The organism is Pseudomonas sp. GL-RE-29, assembly GCF_019947275.1.
GTDB classification, from domain to species: Bacteria; Pseudomonadota; Gammaproteobacteria; order Pseudomonadales; family Pseudomonadaceae; genus Aquipseudomonas; species Aquipseudomonas fluorescens_A.
Window position 1 is genome coordinate 69199 of the sequence record NZ_JAGYGD010000018.1, and the last position, 17251, is coordinate 86449.

Sequence of the window (17251 nt, forward strand, 5' to 3'; positions counted from 1 at the left end):
CTGGATTCTGTAAAATGGCGGCCATTTTACCCGAGGGTTCGTGGATCCGCCCAACTAATCACGACCCTTATCATCGAGGTGCCCAATGGCGCGTTCCAAGACAAGCCTTGGTTGGCTGAAAAGACATGTCAATGATCCCTATGTGAAGCAGGCGCAGAAGGATGGATACCGCTCGCGTGCGAGTTACAAACTTCTGGAGGTCCAGGAGAAATACAAGCTGATCCGTCCGGGCATGAGCGTTGTCGACCTGGGTGCGGCGCCCGGTGGCTGGTCGCAGGTCACTAGCCGGCTGATTGGTGGTCAGGGGCGTCTGATCGCCTCGGACATCCTGGAAATGGACAGCATCCCGGACGTGACTTTCATTCAGGGTGACTTCACTCAGGACGAAGTGCTGGCCCAAATCCTTGAGGCCGTCGGTAATTCGCAGGTGGACCTTGTGATTTCCGATATGGCCCCCAATATGAGTGGTACGCCTGAAGTGGACATGCCGAAAGCCATGTTTCTGTGCGAGCTGGCACTTGATTTGGCGGAGCGGATTCTCAAGCCGGGTGGTAATTTCGTAATCAAGATTTTTCAGGGCGAAGGTTTCGATGTTTACCTGAAGGACGCTCGCAAGAAGTTCGACAAGATCCAGATGATCAAACCGGACTCCTCTCGTGGCAGCTCCCGCGAGCAGTACATGCTGGCTTGGGGCTATCGCGGTCGCAGCGAATAAAACGAGGTTTTTAGGCGGGGTGATAGGTTTTTCGTATTTCGCCTCGCGTGCATAAGCGAATATTGTGTAGAAAGTGTTTCACAAAGGGTTACAGACGGCGCCTGCCAGTGTTGTAGGTAATGTAGTAAGTTAGGCCGGTGAATATCATGCGGAGCGCGCGCCACCAGCGGCGCTTGCTTCAGAGGGTAGTTAATTGAACGATATGGCAAAGAATCTGATCCTGTGGTTGATCATCGCGGCAGTCCTGGTGACGGTGATGAACAACTTCTCCAGCCCTAACGAGCCGCAGACCCTCAACTACTCCGACTTCATCCAGCAGGTCAAGGATGGCAAGGTCGAGCGCGTAGCTGTTGATGGCTACGTCATTACCGGCAAGCGCAACGATGGCGACAGCTTCAAGACCATTCGTCCGGCAATTCAGGACAACGGTCTGATCGGCGACCTGGTGGATAACCATGTCGTGGTCGAAGGCAAGCAACCTGAACAGCAAAGCATCTGGACCCAACTCCTGGTCGCAAGCTTCCCGATCCTGGTAATTATCGCCGTATTCATGTTCTTCATGCGGCAGATGCAGGGCGGTGCTGGTGGCAAAGGTGGCCCGATGAGCTTTGGCAAGAGCAAGGCACGCCTGCTCTCCGAAGATCAGGTGAAAACCACCCTGGCTGACGTTGCCGGTTGCGACGAAGCCAAGGAAGAAGTCGGAGAACTGGTCGAGTTCCTGCGCGATCCGGGCAAGTTCCAACGCCTGGGCGGTCGCATTCCTCGTGGCGTGCTGATGGTCGGTCCTCCGGGTACCGGTAAAACCTTGCTCGCCAAGGCGATTGCAGGCGAAGCCAAAGTGCCGTTCTTCACCATTTCCGGTTCCGACTTCGTCGAAATGTTCGTCGGTGTGGGTGCCAGCCGTGTTCGCGATATGTTTGAGCAGGCCAAGAAGCACGCCCCCTGCATCATCTTCATCGACGAAATCGACGCCGTTGGTCGCCATCGTGGCGCCGGCATGGGCGGCGGTCATGACGAGCGCGAGCAGACTCTCAACCAGTTGCTGGTTGAGATGGATGGCTTCGAAATGAACGATGGCATCATCGTGATTGCCGCGACCAACCGTCCAGACGTACTCGACCCTGCGCTGCTGCGTCCGGGGCGTTTCGACCGTCAGGTTGTGGTGGGTCTGCCGGATATCCGCGGTCGCGAACAGATTCTCAAGGTCCACATGCGCAAAGTGCCAATGGGTGACGACGTCGCTCCGGCAGTGATCGCTCGTGGTACGCCTGGCTTCTCCGGTGCCGACCTGGCCAACCTGGTCAACGAAGCGTCGCTGTTCGCTGCTCGTGCCGGCAAACGCATCGTCGAGATGAAAGAGTTCGAACTGGCGAAAGACAAGATCATGATGGGCGCCGAGCGCAAATCCATGGTGATGTCCGAGAAAGAAAAACAGAACACCGCTTACCACGAGGCGGGCCACGCTATCGTTGGTCGCGTCGTGCCTGAGCATGATCCGGTTTACAAGGTATCGATCATCCCGCGCGGTCGTGCGCTGGGTGTGACCATGTTCCTGCCAGAAGAAGATCGCTACAGCCTGTCCAAGCGTGCGTTGATCAGCCAGATCTGCTCGCTGTACGGTGGCCGTATCGCTGAAGAAATGACCCTGGGCTTCGATGGTGTCACCACCGGTGCATCCAACGACATCATGCGTGCCAGCCAGATTGCGCGGAACATGGTGACCAAGTGGGGCCTGTCCGAGAAACTCGGTCCGTTGATGTACGCCGAAGAAGAGGGTGAAGTGTTCCTCGGTCGCGGCGGCGGTGGTCAGAGTGCGAGCTTCTCTGGTGAGACAGCCAAGCTGATCGACTCCGAGGTGCGCAGCATCATTGATCAGTGCTACGGCACGGCCAAGCAGATCCTCACGGACAACCGTGACAAGCTCGACGCCATGGCTGATGCCCTTATGAAGTATGAAACCATTGATGCCGAGCAGATCGACGACATCATGGCTGGACGTACACCTCGCGAACCTCGCGACTGGTCTGGTGGCACTGGTACATCCGGTACACCTCCAGCAGTACAGGATGAGCGTCCGGAAACACCTATCGGCGGTCCCGCTGCTGACGTTTAAGGTTTGAAATGACTTCTGTTCAGTCCTCGACCCGGTTGCCTTGCGGCAACCGGGTTCTTGATTTGGCCCAGACGCATGTCATGGGCATTCTCAATGTCACTCCCGATTCCTTTTCCGACGGTGGCCAGTACAGCCAGCTTGATGCAGCCTTGCGTCATGCTGAAGCAATGGTGGCGGCTGGCGCGACGCTGATTGATGTCGGCGGAGAGTCGACACGGCCAGGCGCCAGGGCAGTGTCGCCGCTTGAGGAGCTTGAGCGTGTAGCGCCGATCGTCGAGCGGATTAACCGCGAATTGGATGTGATTATATCGGTTGATACTTCCACGCCAGCCGTCATGCGCGAAACTGCGCGGCTGGGAGCCGGGTTGATCAACGACGTGCGTGCACTGCGTCGCGACGGCGCTCTGGATGCGGCAGCGGCAACAGGGCTGCCCGTCTGTCTGATGCACATGCTCGGTGAGCCGGGCGATATGCAGGATAATCCGCACTACCAGGACGTTACGAAAGAGGTGGCTGAGTTTCTTGCCGAACGTATGGCTCAGTGCGCGTCAGCAGGTATTCCGGCTGAGCGGATCATCCTCGATCCGGGCTTTGGCTTCGCTAAAACCCTGCAGCACAATTTAAGCTTGTTCAAACATATGGAAGCCTTGCATGTCTTTGGGCGTCCCCTGTTGGTCGGGGTTTCGCGAAAGAGCATGATAGGTCAGGCACTGAATCGCCCGGTGGATGAGCGCTTGTATGGCGGTCTCGCTCTCGCAGCGCTGGCATCACAGAAGGGTGCGCGTATATTGCGCGTCCACGATGTTGCTGAAACAGTCGATGTGGTGAGGATGATTGCCGCAGTGGAATCAGCCGAATAAGAATGATGGAGTACCTATGACTAAGAAATACTTTGGCACCGACGGCATTCGTGGTCGGGTCGGTGAGTACCCGATTACTCCTGATTTCATGCTCAAGCTCGGTTGGGCCGCAGGCATGGCGTTCCGCAAAATGGGCGCATGCAAGGTGCTGGTAGGCAAGGACACTCGCATCTCTGGATATATGTTTGAATCGGCACTTGAGGCTGGGCTAACGTCGGCCGGCGCCGACGTAATGCTTCTGGGCCCGATGCCGACACCCGCCATCGCCTACCTGACGCGTACTTTTCATGCCGAAGCCGGCATTGTGATCAGTGCCTCGCACAATCCACATGACGATAACGGCATCAAGTTTTTCTCCGGCAAGGGAACCAAGCTTCCGGATGAAATCGAGCACATGATCGAAGAACTGCTCGACACGCCGATGACCGTGGTCGAGTCGAGTAAGATCGGCAAGGTCTCGCGAATCAACGACGCCTCGGGTCGTTATATTGAATTCTGCAAAAGTAGTGTGCCAACCGGCACCAGCTTTTCGGGTTTGAAGATCGTCATCGACTGCGCCCATGGTGCAACGTACAAGGTGGCGCCTAGCGTATTCCGTGAGCTGGGGGCCGATGTAGTAGTCCTGTCCGCGCAGCCTAACGGATTGAACATCAATGACAACTGCGGTTCGACTCACATGGGGCAGCTGCAGGCTGCTGTTCTGGCTGAGCACGCTGATCTGGGTATCGCATTCGATGGTGATGGCGACCGTGTCCTGATGGTTGATCACACCGGCGTCATTGTCGATGGTGATGAGTTGTTGTTCATCATTGCTCGCGATCTGCACGAGCAGGGCAAGTTGCAGGGTGGTGTAGTCGGTACGCTGATGAGTAACCTGGGCCTGGAGCTGGCCTTGGCGGATCTGGCGATTCCATTTGTCCGCGCCAATGTCGGTGATCGTTATGTGATCGCTGAGTTGTTGGAGCGCAACTGGTTGGTAGGTGGTGAGAACTCGGGTCATATCGTTTGTTTCAACCACACCACTACCGGTGATGCGATCATCGCTGCGCTTCAAGTGCTGTTAGCGCTGAAAACTCGCTCAGAAGGGTTGGCTCAAACGCGTCAGGCGTTGCGCAAGTGCCCGCAGGTGTTGATTAATGTGCGCTTCGGCGGTGGTGCAAGCCCCCTTGATCATCCATCGGTCAAGGAGGCGAGCGAGCGCGTGACCAAGGCCATGGCGGGTCGCGGGCGCGTGCTCTTGCGCAAGTCCGGAACAGAGCCGTTGGTACGCGTGATGGTTGAAGGCGAAGACGAAACACAGGTTCGCGGCTACGCCGAAGAGCTGGCAAAACTGGTTACTGAAGTTTCTGCCTGAATTCGGCTTGCCAGCCATGATTGTGTTGGGTAACATCTGCGCCCACTTTGACCGACGAGGTACAGCATGCGTCGCCCTATGGTAGCTGGTAACTGGAAGATGCACGGTACCCGCGCCAGCGTCGCTGAGCTGATCAACGGCCTTAGTCGTTTGGCGTTGCCGAGCGGTGTTGATGTCGCGGTATTCCCGCCTTGCCTGCATATCAATCAAGCGATTGATGGCTTGAAAGGAAAGTCGATTTCGGTCGGCGCGCAGAACTCTGCGGTGGAATCCGGGCAAGGTGCATTGACCGGTGAGGTTTCTCCGAGTCAGTTGGTGGATGCAGGTTGTTCCCTGGTGCTTGTCGGGCACTCTGAGCGCCGCCAGATAATGGGCGAGCAAGATGAGATGCTGATCCGCAAGTTCGCAGCGGCACAGGCAGGCGGCTTGATTCCGGTGTTGTGTATTGGGGAGACCCTTGAGCAGCGTGAAGCCGGTAAGACTCTTGAGGTTGTCTCGCGTCAGCTGGGCAGTATCATGGGCGAGTTGGGTGTCGAGGCATTCGCCAATGCAGTAATTGCTTACGAGCCGGTCTGGGCCATTGGCACCGGGCTGACTGCTTCGCCGCAACAAGCGCAGGATGTGCATGGAGCCATTCGCGCACAGTTGGCGGAAAAGAATTCTGAAGTCGCACAAGGTGTGCGGCTTCTATACGGCGGCAGCGTGAAGGCGGCCAATGCGGTCGAACTGTTCGGCATGCCGGATATCGATGGGGGGCTCATTGGTGGAGCTTCCCTGAATGCAGATGAGTTCGGTGCGATCATTCGCGCCGCGGGAAACTGAAAAAATGCTGGAAACAGTCGTAGTCGTTTTTCATCTGCTGGGTGCATTGGGCGTAGTAGCTCTCGTATTGCTGCAGCAGGGTAAAGGTGCGGACGCTGGCGCGTCTTTCGGAGCAGGTGCTTCAAATACTGTATTCGGAAGCCAAGGTTCTGCTACCTTTCTTAGTAAGTTTACTGCTATACTTGCCGCAGGTTTCTTCATAACCAGCTTAGGGTTAGGTTACTTTGCTAAAGAGAAAGCTCACCAGCTGACTCAAGTAGGTCTCCCAAATCCAGCAGTGTTGGAAGTTCCAAAGCAACAACCGGCTTCTGATGATGTTCCGGTGCTTCAAGAGCAAAAGTCGGCTACTCCAGCGACTGACGTGCCTCCAGCTCAAGAGCAGAAGTAAGAAGGGTTTCAAACGTAGTATTGCCGAGGTGGTGGAATTGGTAGACACGCAACCTTGAGGTGGTTGTGCCCATAGGGTGTAGGGGTTCGAGTCCCCTTCTCGGTACCAATTAGTCAGGAGAGCCCGCTGTTGCGGGCTTTCTTGCAGGTGGAAGGTTACATTGACCCTGTAGGGGATCGGTCGTATACTTCCGCCCCAGCTTTGTCGCGGGGTGGAGCAGTCTGGTAGCTCGTCGGGCTCATAACCCGAAGGTCGTCGGTTCAAATCCGGCCCCCGCAACCAGTTTAAGGAGCCCCTTTTAAGGGGCTTTTTGTTAGCTGGACACTTTCAACGCCGCTGTTCGACGGCGTTTCAAGGATGGGCGTTTCGCCCATTTTTTTATTTTGCATAGCATGCACATACATGCACGAGGGGGTTCAGGTGTCGAGCAAGCTAGAAGAGTTGCAGGCCTTGCTGGCCCCGGTGGTCGTGGCCCTAGGCTATGAATGCTGGGGTATTGAGTTTTCGGCTCAAGGTCGCCACTCAATGTTGCGCGTTTATATCGATAAAGAGGGCGGCGTGCTGGTGGACGATTGCGCCATTGTCAGCCGTCAGATCAGCGGTGTGCTGGATGTTGAAGATCCAATTTCCGTTGAATACACCCTTGAAGTTTCCTCGCCTGGCATGGAACGCCCGCTGTTCACTCTTGAGCAGTTTGCAAAATTTGCCGGTGAACAAGTGAAGATCAAGCTGCGCTCGCCTTTTGAAGGTCGACGCAACTTTCAGGGCCTTCTGCGCGGTGTAGAAGAGCAGGATGTCGTGGTGCAGGTAGAAGACCATGAGTTCCTGTTGCCGATCGATATGATCGACAAGGCCAACATTATTCCCAGTTTTGACTGAGACGCGGATCCCGCGGATCCAATGGCTTGCGAAAGGCGAGGCGTACGATGAGCAAAGAAGTACTGCTGGTTGTTGAGTCGGTATCCAATGAAAAGGGCGTACCGGCAAACGTGATTTTTGAAGCGCTGGAGCTGGCTCTGGCCACTGCTACCAAAAAGCGTTTCGAGGACGAAGTTGATCTGCGTGTGGAAATTAACCGCCACACCGGTGCTTACGAGACCTTCCGTCGCTGGACGGTCGTCGAAGAGGCAGACCTGGACGATCCGGCCATCGAAACCTGGCCGAGCAAGGTTGCCGAAACGCATCCTGGCGCCAAGGTTGGCGATGTTGTCGAAGAGAAAATCGAGTCCATCGAATTCGGCCGTATCGCTGCACAGACTGCCAAGCAAGTCATCGTGCAGAAAGTTCGCGAAGCCGAGCGCGCTCAGGTTGTTGACGCTTACCGCGAGCGCCTGGGTGAAATCATCTCCGGCACCGTGAAGAAAGTGACCCGCGACAACGTGATCGTTGATCTGGGCAACAACGCCGAAGCGTTGCTGGCCCGTGAAGACATCATTTCTCGCGAAACCTTCCGGGTTGGCGTGCGTCTGCGTGCGCTGCTCAAGGAAATCCGCACTGAGAACCGCGGCCCGCAGCTGATCCTGTCGCGTACCGCGCCGGAAATGCTGATCGAGTTGTTCCGCATCGAAGTGCCGGAAATTGCTGAAGGCCTGATCGAAGTAATGGCTGCGTCCCGTGATCCGGGTTCGCGCGCCAAGATCGCCGTCCGCTCCAAGGACAAACGCATCGACCCGCAGGGCGCTTGCATCGGTATGCGCGGTTCGCGCGTCCAGGCAGTGTCGGGTGAGTTGGGCGGTGAGCGTGTTGATATCGTCCTGTGGGACGACAACCCGGCTCAGTTCGTGATCAACGCCATGTCCCCGGCTGAGGTTGCGGCAATTATCGTTGACGAAGATGCCCATGCAATGGACATCGCCGTTGGCGCAGACAATCTGGCTCAGGCCATTGGTCGCGGTGGTCAGAACGTGCGTCTGGCTAGCCAGTTGACTGGCTGGACCCTGAACGTGATGACCGAATCGGACATCCAGGCTAAGCAGCAAGCAGAAACCGGCGACATCCTGCGCAACTTCATCGACGAGCTGGAAGTCGACGAAGATTTGGCTCAGGTGCTGGTAGATGAAGGCTTCACCAGCCTGGAAGAGATTGCCTACGTACCGTTGGAAGAAATGCTCAACATCGACGGCTTTGACGAAGAAACCGTCAACGAGCTTCGCGCTCGTGCCAAGGATCGTTTGTTGACCAAAGCCATCGCTACTGAGGAAAAGCTGGCAGACGCCCATCCGGCCGAAGACCTGCTCTCGCTTGAGGGTATGGACAAGGATTTGGCGATGGAACTGGCGGTGCGCGGCGTAATTACCCGCGAAGACCTGGCCGAGCAGTCTATTGACGACCTGCTCGACATCGACGGCATTGACGATGATCGTGCCGGCAAGTTGATCATGGCCGCCCGAGCCCACTGGTTCGAGTAATTAGGCGCGGCCTGAGGAGAGAAGTGCATGACGCAAGTCACGGTGAAACAACTGGCCGATGAGGTCAAAACACCGGTAGAGCGCCTGTTGCAGCAGATGCGTGAGGCAGGTCTGCCGCACACCGCCGCCGAAGAAAGTGTGACTGACAGTGAGAAGCAATCGTTGCTGACTCACTTGAAAAGCAGCCACAAGGCGAAAGTGGAAGAACCACGCAAGATTACGCTGCAGCGTAAAACCACCAGCACCCTGCGTGTTGCTGGCAGCAAAAGCATCAGCGTTGAAGTACGCAAGAAGAAAGTCTTCGTACAGCGCAGCCCGGAAGAAATCGAAGCCGAGCGCAAGCGTGAACTGGATGAGCGTCGCGCAGTAGAAAATGCTGCACGTCAAAAGGCTGAAGAAGAAGCCAAGCGTCGCGCCGAAGAAGAAGCGCGTCGCCAGCCTGCTGCTGCGCCGACCGCTCAAGCCGAATCTGTTGCAGCGCCTGCTGCGGTGGCCGAGCCAGTTCGCGAAAGCGCACCGGTTGTGGCGGCTGCTCCAGCTCCTGCGGCGGACACTCGCAAGCGTGACGAACAACGCCGTCCGGACAAGCCACGTGCCGACGATAACAATCGTCGCGGTAGCGGCGATGGCGAGCGCAAAAACGCTCCGCATCGTGCGTCGGTCAAGGAAAAAGCGCCTGCTCCACGCGTTGCCCCACGTACTACCGACGAAGAAAGCGATGGCTTCCGTCGTGGTGGTCGCGGCAAGGCCAAGCTGAAAAAGCGCAACGCCCACGGTTTCCAGAGCCCAACCGGCCCTGTCGTGCGCGAAGTGAAAATCGGCGAGACCATCACTGTGGGCGATCTCGCTCAACAGATGTCGGTCAAGGCTGCTGAAATCATCAAGTTCATGTTCAAACTGGGTACTCCAGCGACCATCAACCAGGTACTCGATCAGGAAACTGCTCAACTGGTAGCTGAAGAGCTGGGCCATAAAGTGACCCTGGTCAGCGACACCGCCCTGGAAGATTCCCTGGCCGAGTCCCTGAAGTTTGAAGGTGAGGCTGTTTCCCGTGCACCAGTCGTGACCGTAATGGGCCACGTTGACCACGGTAAAACTTCCCTGCTCGACTACATCCGTCGTGCCAAGGTAGCTGCTGGCGAAGCCGGTGGTATTACCCAGCACATCGGCGCATACCACGTTGAAACCGACCGTGGCATGGTTACGTTCCTCGACACCCCTGGTCACGCCGCGTTTACCGCAATGCGTGCCCGTGGTGCCAAGGCGACCGACATCGTGATCCTGGTGGTTGCAGCGGACGACGGCGTGATGCCGCAAACCATCGAAGCTGTTCAGCACGCTAAGGCTGCTGGGGTTCCGTTGGTTGTCGCAGTGAACAAGATCGACAAGCCGGGCGCTGATCTCGATCGCATCCGTAGCGAACTGTCGGTTCACGGCGTGACGTCGGAAGAGTGGGGTGGTGACACGCCATTCGTACCGGTCTCGGCGAAGATGGGTACTGGCGTCGACGAACTGCTCGAAGCCGTATTGCTGCAGGCCGAAGTTCTGGAACTGACTGCCACTCCGTCGGCTCCTGGCCGTGGTGTCGTGGTTGAATCGCGTCTGGACAAGGGCCGCGGCCCGGTAGCGACCGTTCTGGTTCAAGACGGTACCCTGCGCCAAGGCGACATGGTACTGGTCGGTTCGAACTATGGTCGCGTTCGCGCCATGCTCGACGAGAACGGCAAGCCAATCAAGGAAGCGGGTCCTGCCATCCCTGTCGAGATTCTCGGCCTGGACGGTACCCCGGACGCTGGCGACGAGATGAGCGTGGTTGCCGACGAGAAGAAAGCCCGTGAAGTGGCTCTGTTCCGTCAAGGCAAGTTCCGTGAAGTCAAACTGGCTCGCGCTCACGCCGGCAAGCTGGAAAACATCTTCGAAAACATGGGCCAGGAAGAGAAGAAGACGCTCAACATCGTCCTCAAATCCGACGTCCGTGGTTCGCTGGAAGCGTTGAACGGTGCCTTGAACGGCCTGGGTAACGACGAAGTGCAAGTGCGCGTGGTCGGTGGCGGTGTCGGTGGTATCACCGAATCCGACGCCAACCTGGCACTGGCCTCCAACGCTGTACTGTTCGGCTTCAACGTGCGTGCCGATGCCGGCGCTCGCAAGATCGTCGAGCAGGAAGGTCTGGATATGCGTTACTACAACGTGATCTACGACATCATCGAAGACGTCAAGAAAGCCCTGACCGGTATGCTCGGCAGCGATGTTCGCGAGAACATCCTGGGTATCGCCGAAGTGCGTGACGTGTTCCGTTCGCCGAAGTTTGGCGCGATCGCCGGTTGCATGGTTGTCGAAGGTGTTGTTCACCGTAACCGTCCAATCCGTGTACTGCGTGAAGACATCGTTATCTTCGAAGGCGAGCTGGAATCCCTGCGCCGCTTCAAGGATGACGCTTCCGAAGTACGTGCCGGCATGGAATGCGGTATCGGCGTGAAGAGCTACAACGACGTCAAAGTCGGTGACAAGATCGAAGTCTTCGAGAAGGTTCAGGTTGCTCGCAGCCTCTAACTCGCGCACTTCAAGAGCCGTGATGGGCAGCCGCATGAAAATGCACGGCGCATCAGTCGGACTCTAAACGCAACGCCCGGTCTGGCTTTTGTCAGGCCGGGCGTTTGCCGCTTTCAGACCTCACGGGTTTCGCCGTGGGGCAGTAACAGGTAACAAGACATGGCAAAAGAATATAGCCGTACCCAACGCATTGGCGATCAGATGCAGCGCGAGCTGGCACAACTGATCCGTCGTGAAGTCAAAGACCCGCGCGTCGGCCTGGTCACCATTACCGCTGTGGAAGTCAGCCGTGACGTCGGTCACGCCAAGATTTTCATCACCGTGATGGGTCAGGACAGCGCTGAAGACATCGCACAGAGCATCAAGGTGCTCAACTCTGCCGCTGGTTTCCTGCGCATGCAGTTGGCCCGCGAGATGAAGCTGCGCAGCGTTCCACAGTTGCACTTCCACTACGACGAAAGCGTCGTGCGTGGTGCGCACCTGTCGGCATTGATCGAGCGTGCAGTGGCTGAAGACAATCAGCATCCGGTTGCGGCAGAAGCCGAAGACACCAAGGAGTAATCGGTGGCTCAGGTCAAACGTATCCGTCGTAACGTCAGCGGCATCATCCTGCTCGACAAGCCGCTGGGGTTCACCTCCAACGCCGCGTTGCAGAAGGTTCGCTGGTTGCTCAACGCCGAGAAGGCCGGTCACACCGGCAGTCTCGATCCGCTGGCCACCGGCGTGCTGCCGCTGTGCTTCGGTGAGGCCACCAAGTTCTCGCAATACCTGCTCGATTCCGACAAGGGTTACGAAACCCTGGCGCAACTGGGCAAGACCACCACCACGGCAGATGCCGAGGGTGAAGTTTTGCAGGAACGCCCGGTGACCGTTGGTCGCGCCGATGTCGAAGCGGTTTTGCCGAAATTTCGTGGGCAAATCAGTCAGATACCACCGATGTACTCGGCACTCAAGCGTGACGGGCAGCCGCTGTACAAGCTGGCCCGTGCTGGCGAAGTAGTGGAGCGCGAACCGCGTTCTGTTACTATTGCGCGCTTGGAATTGCTGTCCTTCGAAGGCGATACTGCGCGGCTGGCGGTGGATTGCAGCAAAGGCACCTATATCCGTACCCTGGTGGAGGATATTGGTGAGCAACTCGGTTGTGGCGCTTACGTTGCAGAACTGCGACGTACCCAGGCCGGGCCTTTCACGCTGGCGCAGACGGTCACCCTGGAAGAGTTGGAAGCGGTACATGCCGACGGCGGCAACGAAGCGGTTGATCGCTTCCTGATGCCATCGGACAGCGGCCTGCTGGATTGGCCACTGTTGCAGTTCTCGGAGCACAGCTCGTTCTACTGGCTCAACGGCCAGCCGGTACGCGCCCCGGATGCACCGAAGTTTGGCATGGTACGGGTACAGGATCACAATGGTCGCTTCATCGGTATCGGTGAAGTGAGCGAAGACGGGCGCATCGCGCCACGTCGACTGATTCGGTCAGAATGACCGGACGAGGGTGGCTGTTAACAGGCACGGTCACTACTCATTTTTAGATACAGGGATTTGTCCCTGGCCTGTTGAAGCTGTTTTTCTGAAACAGTTTCCTGATAAAAGGATTGCCTCATGGCTCTCGACGTTCAAGAAAAAGCTCAAATCGTAGCTGACTACCAGCAAGCTGTTGGTGACACTGGTTCGCCAGAAGTGCAAGTTGCACTGCTGACCCACAACATCAACAAACTGCAAGGTCACTTCAAGGCCAACGGTAAAGATCACCACTCCCGTCGTGGTCTGATCCGCATGGTAAACCAGCGTCGTAAGCTGCTGGACTACCTGAAAGGCAAGGACGTGAGCCGTTACAGCGCTCTGATCGCTCGCCTGGGTCTGCGTCGCTAATAAGCGATTGCGCTAGAGGTTGGTTGTCTGTCGTGCGCCAGTGGGTTTCCCGCTGGCGCATGGCAGGCTCCCAGCCTCAAGTTTTATCTGGATACACGTTTTACCCTGGACAATCCTGTCGGGCCGATTCCCGGCGTTGCCCAAGAATTTCGCAAGAAACCAGTTTCCCCAAGAGCCACAAAAGAAGGTAGGACACCGTGAACCCGGTAATCAAAAAATTCCAGTTCGGTCAGTCGACCGTTACCCTCGAGACTGGCCGTATCGCCCGTCAGGCCTCCGGCGCAGTATTGGTCACCGTTGACGACGACGTCAGCGTATTGGTGACCGTAGTCGGTGCCAAGCAAGCCGATCCAGGCAAGGGCTTCTTCCCTCTGTCTGTTCACTACCAGGAAAAGACTTACGCTGCCGGTAAGATCCCTGGCGGTTTCTTCAAGCGTGAAGGCCGTCCTTCCGAGAAAGAAACCCTGACTTCCCGACTGATCGACCGTCCGATCCGTCCGCTGTTCCCAGAAGGTTTCATGAACGAAGTGCAGGTTGTCTGCACCGTCGTTTCCACCAGCAAGAAGACCGATCCGGACATCGCTGCGATGATCGGTACCTCGGCTGCCCTGGCGATCTCCGGCATTCCTTTCGATGGCCCGATCGGCGCTGCCCGCGTTGCGTTCCACGAAAGCACCGGCTACCTGCTGAACCCGACTTACGAACAACAGAAAGCTTCGAGCCTGGACATGGTCGTTGCCGGTACTTCGGAAGCCGTTCTGATGGTTGAATCGGAAGCCAAAGAGCTGACCGAAGACCAGATGCTGGGCGCGGTACTGTTTGCTCACGACGAGTTCCAGGTTGTGATCAACGCTGTTAAAGAACTGGCTGCCGAAGCTGCCAAGCCGACCTGGACCTGGGCTCCACAGCCAGAGGCCACTGCTCTGCTGGGCGCTATCCGTGCCGAGTTCGGCGAAGCAATCTCCCAGGCTTACACCATCACCATCAAGGCCGACCGTTACGCTCGCCTGGGTGAGCTGAAGGATCAGGTTGTTGCCAAGCTGTCCGGCGAAGAAGGTCAACCGACTTCCGCTGAAGTCAAAGCTGCTTTCGGCGAAATCGAATACCGCACCGTTCGCGAAAACATTGTAAACGGCAAGCCACGTATCGACGGTCGCGACACCAAGACCGTACGTCCTCTGAACATCGAAGTCGGTGTTCTGCCAAAGACCCACGGTTCGGCCCTGTTCACCCGTGGCGAAACCCAGGCTCTGGTAGTCGCAACTCTGGGTACTGCCCGTGACGCACAGTTGCTGGACACTCTCGAAGGCGAGAAAAAAGACCCGTTCATGCTGCACTACAACTTCCCGCCGTTCTCGGTAGGTGAGTGTGGTCGCATGGGTGGCGCTGGTCGTCGCGAAATCGGTCACGGCCGTCTGGCCCGTCGTTCGATTTCAGCCATGCTGCCAGCCGCTGACGTGTTCCCGTACACCATCCGCGTTGTATCGGAAATCACCGAGTCCAACGGTTCGAGCTCCATGGCTTCGGTCTGCGGCGCTTCCCTGGCACTGATGGATGCCGGCGTTCCGATGAAGGCACCGGTTGCCGGTATCGCCATGGGTCTGGTTAAAGAGGGCGAGAAATTCGCCATCCTGACCGACATCCTGGGTGACGAAGACCACCTGGGCGACATGGACTTCAAAGTAGCCGGTACCGCCAAAGGTGTGACCGCGCTGCAGATGGACATCAAGATCAAAGGCATCACCGAAGAAATCATGGAAATCGCTCTGGGCCAAGCCCTGGAAGCGCGCCTGAACATCCTCGGTCAGATGAACCAGATCATTGGCCAGTCGCGTACCGAGCTGTCGGAAAACGCTCCGACCATGATCGCGATGAAAATCGACACCGACAAAATCCGTGATGTCATCGGTAAAGGCGGCGCGACCATTCGTGCGATCTGTGAAGAGACCAAGGCTTCGATCGACATCGAAGACGACGGCTCGATCAAGATCTTCGGCGAAACCAAGGAAGCAGCTGAAGCTGCCCGTCAGCGCGTTCTGGGTATCACCGCTGAAGCCGAGATCGGCAAGATCTACGTCGGTAAGGTTGAGCGCATCGTCGACTTCGGCGCATTCGTCAACATCCTGCCGGGCAAGGACGGTCTGGTTCACATCTCCATGCTGAGCGACGCTCGCGTTGAGAAAGTGACCGACATCCTGAAAGAAGGCCAGGAAGTGGAAGTGCTGGTACTGGACGTGGACAACCGCGGCCGTATCAAGCTGTCCATCAAAGACGTAGCAGCAGCCAAGGCTTCGGGCGTTTAATCACCCTCGCGTCTGACCGCTGAAAAACAAAACGCCCCGACTGGTTCGGGGCGTTTTGCTATGTGCAGAAAAGATCAAAAGATCGCAGCCTCCGGCAGCTCCTACAGGATGTTCGCGTGTAGGAGCTGCCGGAGGCTGCGATCTTTTGCTTTTGTGGCCCGGCCGGTTGCCTGACCTCAAGGTCAGTGCTAGGTTTAGCCCACCGCCCGTGTAGCTCAGTTGGTAGAGCAGCGCACTCGTAACGCGAAGGTCGCAGGTTCGACTCCTGTCTCGGGCACCAGCGATACGTTGTTTTCAGATGATCCCGAATGGTTCTGAAGGCCAGACAAACCGGGCAGTAAACGGTTTTTTGCGTCAGAGAGATCCTTGATGATCCAGATCCATCTTCCATTCCTCAGATCAAAGAGAACGCCATGACCGTTAAAGAATTGACCCAAGAAGCCAGACACGAAGAAGCGCTCAAGAAGTATTTGCTGGATTCGCCCCAGCTAGCGGATGAGATCAAGGACCTGCCGGCCGATGATCAGAAAGACCAGATTCAGTGGGCCTTCGAAGACGAGGCAGAAGCCCAGGGCTTACAGCCGTGGGAGCTGACACTCAAGTACACCTCGACTCCGGAAGAGTTCGAGGCCGCGCGCCTGGTATTGCACAAGGAAGCGGCGGAAGTGTTGGGTGTTGAGTGGGAAGAGTACTGCGAGATGAACAATCTGGTGGTTTGACATCAGCGCTCTTGTAGGAGCCTGGCTTGCCGGCGATAGCATCCTTGAGATCGCTATCGCTGGCAAGCCGGGCTCCTACAGGTTTGTGATGCGGATCAGAGACTGAGACGCATCGACAGATCCACAGCCTTCACATCCTTGGTCATCGCACCGATCGAAATGTAATCCACCCCGGTTTCGGCAATCGGCAGCAACGTGCTTTCGTTGATACCGCCGCTGGCCTCCAGCTTTGCCTTGCCGTTGTTCAGACGCACGGCTTCGCGCATGTCATCCAGGCTCAGCTCGTCGAGCATGATGATGTCGGCCCCAGCCGCCAACGCTTCTTTCAGCTCATCCAGGCTTTCCACTTCAATCTCTACCGGTTTACCCGGTGCGATCTTGTGCGCAGCAGCGATGGCCTGCGGGATTCCCCCACTGGCGGCGATATGGTTTTCCTTGATCAGGAAAGCGTCATACAGACCGATGCGGTGATTGTGGCAGCCGCCGCAGGTCACCGCGTACTTCTGCGCCAGGCGCAGCCCCGGCAGGGTCTTGCGGGTGTCGAGCAACTTCACTTGAGTCTGGGCAACGTAATCCGCCAGGTATCGCGCACGAGTAGCCACGCCAGACAGCAGTTGCAGGAAATTCAGGGCGCTACGTTCGCCCGTCAGCAGTGAGCGGGCCGGGCCTTCGAGGTGGAACAACACCTGGTTGGGTTTGACGCGTTCGCCGTCGGCGACCTGCCAATGCACCGCGACCCGAGGGTCCAGTTGCCGAAACACATTATCCACCCACGCCGTGCCGCAGATGACGGCCGCATCGCGGGTGATGATGGTGGCTTTAGCCAGGCGTTCGGCCGGGATCAGCTGCGCGGTGATGTCGCCGCTGCCGATGTCTTCGAGCAACGCACGGCGCACGTTGGCTTCGATTTCGGCGGTCAAATCGGCGAGACGTAGATTCGGCATAACGGACTCCACAAACAAAGTGCTCCGATTATAGGGCCATGGTGCTGGCCAACCCAAGGCGCCTGAAGTGATCCCATCGCTCTCGGGCCTGCATTTGGTCGATCTCGCAAGTGATCGGGGCAATTGGAAAACGAGGTGCAGAGTCTTCTGGCACAAGCGGGACGTTTTACAAGATAATTCGCCTTGTAATTGACGTCATGACG

15 protein-coding genes and 3 tRNA genes are annotated in these 17251 nt (G+C 57.2%); 17 read left to right on the forward strand and 1 reads right to left on the reverse strand.

Features of this window, described 5'->3' with window-relative positions:
• Positions 1 to 85: 85 nt before the first annotated feature.
• The 17 genes from rlmE (at position 86) to KGB21_RS16435 (ending at position 16104) form a co-directional block, all read left to right on the forward strand.
• On the forward strand, positions 86 to 715 hold the full coding sequence (gene rlmE / locus KGB21_RS16355; protein ID WP_034148339.1) for a 23S rRNA (uridine(2552)-2'-O)-methyltransferase RlmE: 630 nt from the start codon (positions 86 to 88) through the stop codon (positions 713 to 715).
• Between the two features lie 202 nt (positions 716 to 917).
• Positions 918 to 2828 carry an ATP-dependent zinc metalloprotease FtsH gene (gene ftsH / locus KGB21_RS16360; protein ID WP_034148338.1) on the forward strand — a complete coding sequence of 637 codons (1911 nt, stop codon included), beginning with the start codon at positions 918 to 920 and terminating at the stop codon, positions 2826 to 2828.
• Positions 2829 to 2836: 8 nt separating this feature from the next.
• Positions 2837 to 3688: a dihydropteroate synthase gene (folP, locus tag KGB21_RS16365; RefSeq protein ID WP_034148337.1), complete on the forward strand. Its 852-nt coding sequence runs from the start codon at positions 2837 to 2839 to the stop codon at positions 3686 to 3688.
• A 16-nt stretch (positions 3689 to 3704) separates the two neighbouring features.
• Positions 3705 to 5042: a phosphoglucosamine mutase gene (gene glmM / locus KGB21_RS16370; protein WP_223505805.1), complete on the forward strand. Its 1338-nt coding sequence runs from the start codon at positions 3705 to 3707 to the stop codon at positions 5040 to 5042.
• 66 nt (positions 5043 to 5108) lie between these two features.
• Positions 5109 to 5864, forward strand: coding sequence for a triose-phosphate isomerase (gene tpiA, locus KGB21_RS16375; RefSeq protein ID WP_223505807.1), 756 nt, complete (start codon positions 5109 to 5111; stop codon positions 5862 to 5864).
• A 4-nt stretch (positions 5865 to 5868) separates the two neighbouring features.
• Positions 5869 to 6252, forward strand: a complete 384-nt coding sequence (gene secG, locus KGB21_RS16380; RefSeq protein ID WP_034148334.1) for a preprotein translocase subunit SecG — start codon at positions 5869 to 5871, stop codon at positions 6250 to 6252.
• A 22-nt stretch (positions 6253 to 6274) separates the two neighbouring features.
• Positions 6275 to 6360: transfer RNA gene (locus tag KGB21_RS16385), tRNA-Leu, on the forward strand.
• A gap of 97 nt (positions 6361 to 6457) precedes the next feature.
• A tRNA-Met gene (locus tag KGB21_RS16390) sits at positions 6458 to 6534 on the forward strand.
• A gap of 138 nt (positions 6535 to 6672) precedes the next feature.
• Complete coding sequence (rimP, locus tag KGB21_RS16395; RefSeq protein ID WP_007973115.1) at positions 6673 to 7131, forward strand: ribosome maturation factor RimP; 459 nt, start codon at positions 6673 to 6675, stop codon at positions 7129 to 7131.
• Positions 7132 to 7178: 47 nt separating this feature from the next.
• Complete coding sequence (gene nusA / locus KGB21_RS16400; protein ID WP_007900474.1) at positions 7179 to 8660, forward strand: transcription termination factor NusA; 1482 nt, start codon at positions 7179 to 7181, stop codon at positions 8658 to 8660.
• Between the two features lie 27 nt (positions 8661 to 8687).
• Complete coding sequence (gene infB / locus KGB21_RS16405; RefSeq protein ID WP_034148333.1) at positions 8688 to 11213, forward strand: translation initiation factor IF-2; 2526 nt, start codon at positions 8688 to 8690, stop codon at positions 11211 to 11213.
• Positions 11214 to 11372: 159 nt separating this feature from the next.
• The gene (rbfA, locus tag KGB21_RS16410; RefSeq protein ID WP_034148332.1) at positions 11373 to 11774 is read left to right on the forward strand and encodes a 30S ribosome-binding factor RbfA; all 402 of its coding nucleotides are present in this window, start codon (positions 11373 to 11375) and stop codon (positions 11772 to 11774) included.
• 3 nt (positions 11775 to 11777) lie between these two features.
• A complete protein-coding gene (gene truB / locus KGB21_RS16415; RefSeq protein WP_223505808.1) occupies positions 11778 to 12695 on the forward strand; it encodes a tRNA pseudouridine(55) synthase TruB in 918 nt (305 codons plus the stop codon).
• Between the two features lie 117 nt (positions 12696 to 12812).
• Positions 12813 to 13082, forward strand: a complete 270-nt coding sequence (gene rpsO, locus KGB21_RS16420; RefSeq protein ID WP_003197723.1) for a 30S ribosomal protein S15 — start codon at positions 12813 to 12815, stop codon at positions 13080 to 13082.
• A 197-nt stretch (positions 13083 to 13279) separates the two neighbouring features.
• Positions 13280 to 15385, forward strand: coding sequence for a polyribonucleotide nucleotidyltransferase (gene pnp / locus KGB21_RS16425; RefSeq protein ID WP_034148330.1), 2106 nt, complete (start codon positions 13280 to 13282; stop codon positions 15383 to 15385).
• Between the two features lie 204 nt (positions 15386 to 15589).
• Positions 15590 to 15665: transfer RNA gene (locus tag KGB21_RS16430), tRNA-Thr, on the forward strand.
• A 133-nt stretch (positions 15666 to 15798) separates the two neighbouring features.
• Positions 15799 to 16104 (forward strand): DUF6388 family protein, encoded by a 306-nt coding sequence (locus KGB21_RS16435; RefSeq protein ID WP_034148329.1) that lies wholly within the window; start codon positions 15799 to 15801, stop codon positions 16102 to 16104.
• Positions 16105 to 16199: 95 nt separating this feature from the next.
• Here KGB21_RS16435 and nadC read toward each other — a convergent pair whose 3' ends face one another.
• On the reverse strand, positions 16200 to 17048 hold the full coding sequence (gene nadC / locus KGB21_RS16440) for a carboxylating nicotinate-nucleotide diphosphorylase (RefSeq protein WP_034148328.1): 849 nt from the start codon (positions 17046 to 17048) through the stop codon (positions 16200 to 16202).
• Between the last annotated feature and the right edge of the window lie 203 nt (positions 17049 to 17251).

What these genes read in the sequence shown, in the direction of transcription:
- ftsH (WP_034148338.1), top strand. Translation starts at nt 918, where the DNA reads ATGGCAAAGAATCTGATCCTGTGGTTGATCATCGCGGCAGTCCTGGTG.
- rlmE (WP_034148339.1), top strand. Translation starts at nt 86, where the DNA reads ATGGCGCGTTCCAAGACAAGCCTTGGTTGGCTGAAAAGACATGTCAAT.
- tpiA (WP_223505807.1), top strand. Translation starts at nt 5,109, where the DNA reads ATGCGTCGCCCTATGGTAGCTGGTAACTGGAAGATGCACGGTACCCGC.
- nusA (WP_007900474.1), top strand. Translation starts at nt 7,179, where the DNA reads ATGAGCAAAGAAGTACTGCTGGTTGTTGAGTCGGTATCCAATGAAAAG.
- infB (WP_034148333.1), top strand. Translation starts at nt 8,688, where the DNA reads ATGACGCAAGTCACGGTGAAACAACTGGCCGATGAGGTCAAAACACCG.
- rpsO (WP_003197723.1), top strand. Translation starts at nt 12,813, where the DNA reads ATGGCTCTCGACGTTCAAGAAAAAGCTCAAATCGTAGCTGACTACCAG.
- nadC (WP_034148328.1), bottom strand. Translation starts at nt 17,048, where the DNA reads ATGCCGAATCTACGTCTCGCCGATTTGACCGCCGAAATCGAAGCCAAC.
- glmM (WP_223505805.1), top strand. Translation starts at nt 3,705, where the DNA reads ATGACTAAGAAATACTTTGGCACCGACGGCATTCGTGGTCGGGTCGGT.
- rbfA (WP_034148332.1), top strand. Translation starts at nt 11,373, where the DNA reads ATGGCAAAAGAATATAGCCGTACCCAACGCATTGGCGATCAGATGCAG.
- KGB21_RS16435 (WP_034148329.1), top strand. Translation starts at nt 15,799, where the DNA reads ATGACCGTTAAAGAATTGACCCAAGAAGCCAGACACGAAGAAGCGCTC.
- secG (WP_034148334.1), top strand. Translation starts at nt 5,869, where the DNA reads ATGCTGGAAACAGTCGTAGTCGTTTTTCATCTGCTGGGTGCATTGGGC.
- folP (WP_034148337.1), top strand. Translation starts at nt 2,837, where the DNA reads ATGACTTCTGTTCAGTCCTCGACCCGGTTGCCTTGCGGCAACCGGGTT.